Source organism: Rathayibacter sp. AY1A4 (assembly GCF_002930955.1).
Lineage (GTDB): Bacteria > Actinomycetota > Actinomycetes > Actinomycetales > Microbacteriaceae > Rathayibacter.
In genome coordinates, this window is sequence record NZ_PSTN01000046.1 from 1 (window position 1) to 9,297 (window position 9,297).

Sequence of the window (9,297 nt, forward strand, 5' to 3'; positions counted from 1 at the left end):
CTCCGGCCTCGCCACTCCGGGCACCGCGCCCGACGCGCTGCTCGCCCGCACCCGCGGCATCGGCCAGGACTGGCGGGCGGAGCATCTGCATCCGGAGCGATCGGGCCGGAAGCGACGGCGTCCGGAGCGACGGCGTCCGGAGCAACGGGAGCAGCGGACTGCTCCGCTCCGCTCCCCGACGCCGCCACCAGCCGCACGTCGTCCGCGACGGCCTCCGCCTCCTCCGGGCCGGCCGCCGCGTTCAGCGCCGCGGCCGCCGCCTCCGCTCGCGCCAGGGCCTCGGCGGCCTCCGCCTGCAGTCGGCGGGCGGCCTCCAGGGCCGCGCGCGCCTCGTCCCTCGCCGAGGCGAGCCCGTCGTCGTCACTCATGGGCTCAGCCTAGGTCGGCGGCGCCGGTCAGTCCTCGCGGACGTGCCAGGACTGTCCGTACCCGCCGTCGGCCTCGGGGCGGGCCATCAGCTCGAGGAACGGGTCGGCGCTGAACGCCTCCGGCCCGAGCACTCCGGCGCCGGTCCACACGCCGGTCGCGAGGAGCTCGAGCGCGACCACCGGGTTGAGCGCCGTCTGCCAGACCACGCACTGGGTGCCGTACTCGGCCATCGTCCACTCGTTGTCGCTCACGTGGTAGAGGTACACCTCGCGGCGGGCGCCGTCCTTCGTGCCGGAGACGAAGAGGCCGGCGCAGGTCCTGCCCGTCATCCGCGGGCCGATGCCGGCTGGGTCGGGCAGGGCGGCGGCGACGACGTCGCGCGGCGAGACCTCGACGGGACCGCCGGCCGAGCGGACCCGCAGGGGCTCGGTGCTGTCCAGGCCGAGGAGGTGGAGGGTGCGCAGGACGCCGATGAACTGCTCGCCGAGGCCGTACTTGAAGGTGACCTTCTTGGCGTCGAGCCAGCGCGGCATCAGCAGCACCTCCTCGTGCTCGACGTTCACGCACTCGACCGGGCCGATGCCCTCGGGGAACTCGAACACCTCCGGCTCCGAGAAGGGGACGGTGGTGTACCAGCCGCGGTCGCGCTCGAACACCACCGGCGGGTTCAGGCACTCCTCGATCGTGGTCCAGATGGAGAAGGACGGAGCGAAGATCTCGCGGCCGTCCGCGTCGTGCACGACGAGGTTCGCGCCGTCGCGCACTCCGAGCTCGTCGATCTCGTCGAAGAGGTGGTCGGAGGCGTAGCGGGCGAAGACGTCGGAGAGTCCCGGCTCCACGCCCATGCCCACCAGGGCGAGGCGGCCGCGGGAGGACCACTCCTCCGCCGCGGCGAACTGCTCGTCGCCGAGCTTGAGCCCCGTCAGCTCGTGGGGCCGCTCGGGGTGCGGGAGCGAGAGGCTCATCGCCATGTCGAGGTAGTCGGCCTCGGCGGCGAGCGCTCCGGCGAAGATCGTCGGGACGAAGCGCGGCTCGACGGCGTTCATCACGTGGGTCGCCCCGTGCGCGCGGGCGACGGTCTCGACGTTCTCGGCGTCAGAGGCGTCGATCCGCGCGGCGACGAAGCGGTCGTCGGCACCGTGCCGGTCCGCGATCCAGGCGACCGTGCGCTCGGCGCGAGCGAGGTCGTAGTCGCAGACGATGATCTGCTCGAAGAAGGAGCGGCGCGCGGCGATCTTCGCGAAGGCGTCGCCGACGCCGCCGGCGCCGACCAGGAGGATTCTCATGGGGACACCGTAGCGACGGATCGCGTCGTCCACCATGCCGAGCACCGACGGAATCGGAGCGGAGCGCGCCTTCCGGCCACCGGATCCGTCACGGGGCGGCCCGCTCCCCCTGCTCGAGCAGGCGGAGGAAGCCGGAGAGGTGCCCGAGGCCGGTCAGCGAGGTCGGGAGCGAGGCGGCGAGCGCCGGCGAGTGCACCAGGTACGCCGCCCACTTCGCGCGCGAGACCGCGACGTTCAGGCGGTTGGGCAGGAGGAGGAACTCCATTCCGCGCGGGACGTCGGCCCCGGAGGACGCGGCGAGCGACACGATGGCGACCACCGCCTCCCTGCCCTGGAAGAGGTCGACCGTGCCGACCGGCGTCTCCTCGAGGCCCGCGGCGTCGAGGGCGGTGCGGAGGAGCCCGCCCTGGGCGTTGTAGGGCGCGACGACGATGACGTCGGCCGCGGTCAGCGTCCGCTCGCCGTGCTCGTCGGTCCAGGCGCGGCCGACGAGGGAGAGGGCGATCTCGACGACACGCCTCGCCTCGTCCGGCGAGGAGGTGGTGTCGCCCGCGTGCTCGACCGGGACGGAGTGCACGCCCGGCTCGACCCCCTCCAGGTGGCGCACCTGCGGCGCCCGCGACCGCAGCGCGCCCTCGTAGGAGAGCTCGGAGACGGCGTCGGAGAGCGCCGGGTGCATCCGGTGGGTCTGCGCGAGGAAGTAGCCGTACTCGGGCGGGAGGACGTCGTGCCCGTCGGCGAGCCAGCCGAGCGCCGACTCGTCGACCGGCTCCGGGTGCGCGCCCTGGCTCACCTGGGGCAGCTGCTGCGGATCGCCGAGCAGGAGCAGCCGCTGGGCGGAGACGGCCGACGCGATCGTCGGGGCGAGCGAGAACTGCCCGGCCTCGTCGACCACCAGGAGGTCGAGCGAGCGGCGCGGCACGGTGACCGGGTTCGCGAAGGTCCAGGCGGTGCCGCCGATGACGCAGCCGCCGCCCTCCTCGAGGACCGCGGTGAGTGCCGCCGCGTTCTTCACCGGCGCCCAGGGCGCCGCCGCGAGCGCCTCGGGCGGCGTGCCGTTCTTGGGCACCTTCGCCACGCGGGAGGGATCGACGCCGCGGCCGACGACGGCGCTCAGCACGTTCTCGACCACCGAGTGCGACTGGCCGACCACGCCGATGCGCCAGCCGTGCTCGTTCACCAGCCGGGCGATCACGTGGGAGCCGACGTAGGTCTTGCCGGTGCCGGGCGGACCCTGCACCGCGAGGGTCGCCCGGTCGAGTCCGAGCAGAGTGGTGACGACCGCGCCGATCACGTCGTCGCCCTGCACCGGAGCGACGGCTCCCGGCGGCACGCGGCGGAGGACGTCGAGCGCCGGGTCGGCCAGCATCGCGGGCAGCGCGTCGAGGACCTCGCCGCCCCACTCCGCGATCGCCTCGGGCTGGGGCGCGGCGCGCGGCGGCGGCGCGGGGGCGAGGGCGACCGGAGCGTCGTCGTGCGGATCCTCCCCCGCCTTCAGGCCCTCCTTGAGGAGCAGGACGATCCGCTCCCCGTCGTCGTAGACCGCGAGGATCTCGGAGCGCTCGGAGGCGCCGCGCAGACCGGGACCGGGCGAGGGCGCACCAGGGGGCGCCGGGGCCTCGTAGACCAGGTACGGCGACGAGCCGGTGCCGAGCCGGCTGCCGGGAGCGAGCCGGCCGAAGATCCGCAGCTCGCGCGACTGCGTGCGGGCGCGCGGGAGCTTCGCCCAGTCGCGGACGACCTCGACCCGGTCGATCATCACGACGTCGCGGGTGTCCGCCCACTCGTCCAGCGGCTGCCGGAGGCGGTCGAAGTGCTCCTGCCAGAAGGTCTTGGCCTCGCGGCGGTGGTAGTCGATCGCCGCGCCGGCGAGGGCGAGCGCGGTCTGGTCGGCCGTGCGCTCGCGCGGCTCGATCCCCTCGACCTGCGCCAGCAGGGCGACCGCGACCGGGTGCGGCTCGCGGGGCACGGGGATCTCGACCTCGAGCAGCGGCGGCAGCTCCTCGCGCGGCGGAGCGAGCTCCAGGAGCCAGTCGCGCAGGCGGAGCGTGGAGCGGCAGTCGTAGGCGTTGTACTCGGCGACGAGGTCGAGCCCGCGCTGCCCCTCGGCAGGATCGGCCCTCTGTGCGGCGCGCGCCTCCACGTACATCTCGATGCTGTCGGCGGCGTTCGTGACGCCGGACGCGTCCCGCTCGTCCTCGCCCATGTAGAGCGGCTCCAGCTTCTTGAGCGAGTAGCTGCGCGAGCCCACGCGGAGCGCCCGCCGCACCACCGGGTACAGGTCGACCAGGACGCCGTCGCGCAGGAGCGCGTCGACCTCCTCCTCGCCGACCCCGTGGCGGAGCGCGAGCGAGAGCAGGTGGCTGCGCTCGTAGGAGGCGTAGTGGTAGACGTGCATCCGGGGGTGCTCGGCCCGGCGCGCCCGCAGGAGCGCGAGGAAGTCGAGGAGCGCCCGGCGCTCGGCCGCGAGGTCGTGCGCCCAGAGCGCGGTGAAGCGCTCCTGGTCGTCGACCATGCCGAAGAGGTAGTCGAGGCCCCACTCGCGGTTGTCCTCGGTGTAGAGCGGGTCGCCCTCGAAGTCGAAGAAGAGGTCCCCCGGGTCAGGGGCGGGCAGCCCGGCGAGCACGGAGGCGTCGATCACCTCGACGGCCGGCACCGGCGAGGACTCCGACCGCAGCTGCAGCCGCGCCTGGGCGCGCAGGCCCTCGAGCGTGCCCGCGCTCAACCCGGGGACGGGGCCGTCGTGCTCGGCGAGGGCGTCGATGGTGAGCACGCCGGCCGCCCCGAGCTTCGCCCGCTGGTCGAGCCGCATCCCGGCGACGAGGATCGGATCGCGGTGCGCCTGGACCTCGGGCGCGCAGACGGAGCAGCGTCCGCAGGAGGGGTAGCGCGGATCGCCCCACTCCAGCGGCTCGTCGGCGGCGAGGCGCTCGTCGAGCACGGCGCGGAGCCGGGCGCGCTGCACCCGCTGGACCGGGGCGACGACGGCCAGCTCGTGGCTGGTGACGGAGCCGTCGCCGAGCACGAGGTGCACCTGCTCCCCCACGCGGATACCGCGCGCCTGCATCTGCTCGGCGTAGGCGGCGAGCTGCAGCAGCGCCGGGATCTTCGCGTGCCGGGCGAGCTTGGTGTCGTAGACCTCGTAGGCGCCGTCGGCGGTGCGGAGGAGGAAGTCCGAGAAGCCCAGGAACTCGCCGTCGAAGAAGGTGGCCTGGTAGAGCACGTCGACCCCGGCGCGCATCGCCTCGACGGCCGCCTCGGCCGCCGCGGGGTAGCCGGCGGGCTCGGGGCGCTCGAACTCGAGCACCTCGTGCGTGCGCTTCAGCTCGGCGAGGAAGCGGTGCTCGTGCTCGTCGCCGAGCACCGCGGTGCGCTCGAGCATCCCGTCCCTCTCGGCCTCGAGGCGCGGCGCGCGGCCCAGCAGGGCGTCGAACCGGCGGAGGACGGCCCACTCGCAGGCCGCCCAGTTCGACAGGTCGGTGGGGCTCGTGACCACGCGGCCGGACTCCAGGTACACGCGACTCCTTCCGCGATCACCGGGCGGCGATCGGCTCCAGGCTAGGGCGCCCCTCCGACACTCGTGCGGCTGCGGCCACCACCCGCGCCGCGCCGTCTCCGCGTGGCAGGCTGGGCCGATGACCCGCGCGCGCTTCGAGATCATCCCGGCCGACGACATCGGCGAGCGCGCCGCGCGAGCGTTCCCGGACCCCTCCGCGGTGACGCTGACCGTGACGAGCCTGCCGAAGCACGGGACCGAGCGGACCGTGGACGGCGCGGTCGCGCTGGCCGGGCGCGGGTTCCGCGTGGTGCCCCACCTGGCGGCGCGGAACGTCGAGGGCCGCGCCGCACTCGAGCGGGTCCTCGAGCGGATGGGCGAGGCGGGGATCGACGAGGCGTTCGTGATCTCGGGCGACGCGTCCTCGGCGGCCGGCACCTACTCCACGAGCCTCGAGCTCATCCGCGACGCCCGCGAGATCTCACCCGGGCTGGCCCTGGACATCGCAGGCTATCCCGAGGGCCACCCGCACCTCTCCGACGAGAGCATCGAGCGGCACCTGCGCGAGCGCGCTCCGTTCATCCGCTCGATCGTCACGCAGATGTGCTTCGACGTGGACGCGGTGGTCCGCTACGCCGATCGGCTCCGCGAGACGGGGATCACGGCCGATCTGTGGGCGGGCGTGCCGGGGCCGGTCGAGCGCTCGCGGCTGCTGACGCTGGGCGCGCGGATCGGAGTGGGCTCCTCGCTCGGCTTCCTGAAGCGGAGCACCTCGGTGGCCGGCGGGCTCCTCCGCGGACGCCGCTTCGACCCGTCCGCGTTCGTCGCGCGCCTGGAAGCGGCGGCGGGCGACCGCCTCGCGGGCCTGCACGTCTACACCTTCAACGAGCTCGACTCCCTCGCCGCCTTCGGCTGATCGGCGAGCCTCCGCGCTCCTCGGGCGCCGATCCTGAGGGTCTCGAAGCCCTCGCGCGAAGAGAACTGCGCCGGTCAGGTGGTGCGGCGGATCCAGATCGGCGGGTGCGGGAGCTCGGCCTCGGTGCGCAGGCGGCCGGCGAGCGGAGCCCAGACCACGAGCGCCACGCCGATCCCGAGCAGCAGGCCGCCGACGGTGTCGCTCAGCCAGTGGGCACCGAGATAGGTGCGGCTCGCCATCATCGCCACGGTGTAGAGGAAGCCCGCGATCCAGACCCACAGCAGCGGGAACACCAGGGCCAGCACCATCGCCGTCGTCGCCGCGTTGGCGGTATGGCCGGACGGGAAGGAGCCGTAGTCGCTGGTGACGAGCATGTCGGCCGGGCGGGCGCGTCCCACCAGCTCCTTGACGAGCTGGGTGGCGCCCACGCTGACCAGCGCGGCGATCGCGTAGTAGAGCGCGGCCCACCGCCTGCGGAACACCAGCAGCACGGCGACGATGCCGAGCGGGATGAGCGTCGTGCCGACGAGCCCCGCTCCGACCGTGTTCATGACGAGGGCCGGGATGTCCCAGACCGGCGAGCGGTGCTCGACGATCTCGTCCATCCACTCCACGTCGAAGCGGAAGGCCGAGGTGGGGCGGAAGGCGATCAGCACGGCGAGGAGCACCGTGAGCAGGATCGCGAGCGACGCGGAGATCAGCGGCCAGCGGCGGGAGACCCGGTGGGCCGCCTCCTTCGTCAGCAGCCGGGCGGCGACGTCGTCGGACGGCACCTGCTCGCGCATCCGCGCACGCTGGACGGCGTCGGGGCGCGCGATTCCGGGCTCGGTCGACAGGCGGTCGTCGCGGTGATCCATCCGGACATGATGCCGTCACCCGGCGTTCCCCCGCTGGGGGTTGCGGGGCGGCTCGGCCGACGGTTCGGAAGCCCGGCGTCCGTGCGCCGGGTTCGTGGCACGGTTCGACCGGCCGTGCGGATGCCCGGCCTTCCCCCGCGGGGGTCTCGCGGCGCGGCTCAGCCGGCCGCGCGGGCCAGGCGGGCGGCGCGGAGGGCGTCGAGCCGGGTCGGCTCGGAGGAGCGGGCGAGGAGCCGCGCGGCGACGGCGCTCACGCGGGAGTCGTCCGAGGCGGAGGCCCGTTCGAGGGCGGCGGCCGCGTCGGGACCGGTGATCGAGCCGAGCGCCATCACGGCCGAGACCGCGAGCGCGGAGTCATCGCTGCCGGCGGCCCCGTCCAGCGCGTCGACGGCAGGACGCGCGTCGTCGCCCAGGTAGCCGAGTGCGGCAGCGGCGTGACGCCGGACCGGCGCGGACCCCTCGCGGAGGGCCTGCTCCAGACCGGGGACGGCCGCGGCGCCGAAGGAGGCGAGGACGTCGGTGAGCACGTTCTGCGCCTCCGCGTCGTCGTCGCCGAGCAGGCCGAGCAGGACCGGCAGCGCGCGCTCGTCGCCGAGGCGGCCCAGCGCGAAGCGGGCCTTCGCGGCGACGGCGGGCTCGGAGTCGGCGGCCAGCGGGGCGATGTCGTCGAGCGTCGCCGGGTCGAGGATCTTGCTGAGCACGTGCAGCGCCTGCGTGCGCACTCGGGGCTCGCGGCCGAGCGCTTCGCGGGCGACGGGGACGGCGGCGGAGCCGAGGCGGCCGAGCGACCAGGTGAGCACGTCGCGGACGAAGAAGTCCGGCTCCTCCCACAGGTGCGCGGCGAGGGGCTCGGCGGTGGCGGGCTCGGCGAGCTCGCCCAGGGTCATCGCCGCGCGGAGGCGGACGTCGCGGTCGGGGTCGGAGAGCTCGGCGAGCAGGGCGGAGGAGTCGCGGGAGGACATGGGAGGGGACTGTAGCAGCGGCGCTCGGGAGCGGATCCAGCGGGGGCCGGAACGCCCGCGAGGAGCCGCAGGAGCGGGGCCTGCCGGATCGCCGGGACCCGGAGCCGAGCGCTCAGTCCTGCAGCGCCGGGACGCTCCTCGGCCGGACGATCAGCCAGAGCGCCAGGATCGACACGGTCGCCGTCGCCATCATCACCACGGCCATCGGCACGGCCGAGCCGGCGCCGAAGACCCCCGAGATCGGCGACAGCAGTCCGGCGGTGCCGAAGTTGACCGCTCCGAGCAGCGACGCGGCCGTCCCCGCCTCCCGGCCGTGGTTGACCAGGCCGAGGACCTGCACGCACGGGAAGCTGAAGCCGCAGGACGCGATGAAGAACCACAGCGGGACGAGCGTGCCCCAGAGCCCCAGCCCGAGCACGTCGAAGAGGGCGATCAGGCCGGCGGAGGTGAACAGCGTCAGCGTCGTGATCGCGAGGATCCACTGCGGCCCGATCCTCCGGCTGAGGTAGGAGGACGCCTGCACGCCGAGGACGACGCCGAGCGAGTTCACGGCGAAGAGCAGCCCGTACTGCTGCGCGTCGAATCCGTAGAGGCCCTGGAACAGGAACGAGGAGCTGGAGAGGTAGGTGAACAGGCCGGCGAAGGTCATGCCCCCGATCACCGCCACTCCGAGGAACACGCGGTCGCTGAGGACGGCCCGGTAGCGCCGCACGAGCGAGCGGTGCTCGCGCTCGTGTCGGGCGGCGCGGGGCCGGGTCTCGACGACGAGCAGGCCGACGGCCGCGACGACCAGCACGCCGTAGGCGGCGAGGAAGACGAAGATCCCGCGCCAGTCCATGATCAGCAGCAGCTGCGAGCCGATGACCGGCGCGAGCACGGGCGCGAGGCCCGACACCAGGGCGAGCCGGGACAGCATCCGCACCAGCGGGCGTCCGCCGAAGAGGTCGCGGACCATCGCCATCGCGACCACGCCGCCCGCCGCCGCGCCGGCTCCCATCAGGAAGCGGAAGACGCCGAGGCTGACGATCTCGGGGGCGAGCGCCGCGCCGACGCAGGCCAGCACGTGCAGCGAGGTGGCCAGGAGGATCGGCAGGCGCCGGCCGACCGCGTCGCTCCAGGGGCCCACGACCAGCTGGCCGAGCGCGAAGCCGAGGGTCGTGCCGGTGAGGGTCAGCTGGACCGCCGCCTCCGACACGTTCAGCTCGCTCTGCAGCGCGGGGAACGCCGGCAGGTAGAGGTCGATCGTGAACGGCCCGAGGGCGGTCAGCGAGCCGAGGACGATCACGTAGACGAGGCGCTGGCGAGCCGTCAGGGCGTCGCCCGGGTGGCGGTGCACGGGGAGGGAGCCGGTCGGAGTCGAGGCGGGAGTGGCCACGGAGTGCCTTCCTGCGCAGGGCGCAGCGGGGTGGGA

General features: G+C 74.4%; 6 protein-coding genes and 1 pseudogene. 1 reads left to right on the plus strand and 6 read right to left on the minus strand.

What is annotated here, in order from left to right; genetic code table 11:
- From C5B92_RS17570 to C5B92_RS16495, 3 genes and pseudogenes are all read right to left on the minus strand, one after another.
- A pseudogene (locus C5B92_RS17570) lies at positions 1 to 368 on the minus strand (hypothetical protein); the annotation flags it as partial.
- 27 nt (positions 369 to 395) lie between these two features.
- A complete protein-coding gene (locus C5B92_RS16490; protein ID WP_104350604.1) occupies positions 396 to 1,655 on the minus strand; it encodes a saccharopine dehydrogenase family protein in 1,260 nt (419 codons plus the stop codon).
- 88 nt (positions 1,656 to 1,743) lie between these two features.
- On the minus strand, positions 1,744 to 5,172 hold the full coding sequence (locus C5B92_RS16495) for a bifunctional RecB family nuclease/DEAD/DEAH box helicase (RefSeq protein ID WP_104350603.1): 3,429 nt from the start codon (positions 5,170 to 5,172) through the stop codon (positions 1,744 to 1,746).
- Positions 5,173 to 5,290: 118 nt separating this feature from the next.
- On the opposite strand from C5B92_RS16495, the gene C5B92_RS16500 reads away from it, so the two are divergent.
- Positions 5,291 to 6,067 (plus strand): methylenetetrahydrofolate reductase, encoded by a 777-nt coding sequence (locus tag C5B92_RS16500; protein WP_104256685.1) that lies wholly within the window; start codon positions 5,291 to 5,293, stop codon positions 6,065 to 6,067.
- Positions 6,068 to 6,141: 74 nt separating this feature from the next.
- Here C5B92_RS16500 and C5B92_RS16505 read toward each other — a convergent pair whose 3' ends face one another.
- The 3 genes from C5B92_RS16505 to C5B92_RS16515 all read right to left on the minus strand — a co-directional run bounded on the left by C5B92_RS16505 (position 6,142) and on the right by C5B92_RS16515 (position 9,261).
- Entirely contained in the window at positions 6,142 to 6,924 is a 783-nt protein-coding gene (locus C5B92_RS16505) for a phosphatase PAP2 family protein (RefSeq protein ID WP_244229597.1), read from the minus strand.
- A 158-nt stretch (positions 6,925 to 7,082) separates the two neighbouring features.
- The gene (locus C5B92_RS16510) at positions 7,083 to 7,886 is read right to left on the minus strand and encodes a HEAT repeat domain-containing protein (protein WP_104234526.1); all 804 of its coding nucleotides are present in this window, start codon (positions 7,884 to 7,886) and stop codon (positions 7,083 to 7,085) included.
- 112 nt (positions 7,887 to 7,998) lie between these two features.
- A complete protein-coding gene (locus C5B92_RS16515; protein ID WP_104340762.1) occupies positions 7,999 to 9,261 on the minus strand; it encodes a multidrug effflux MFS transporter in 1,263 nt (420 codons plus the stop codon).
- Between the last annotated feature and the right edge of the window lie 36 nt (positions 9,262 to 9,297).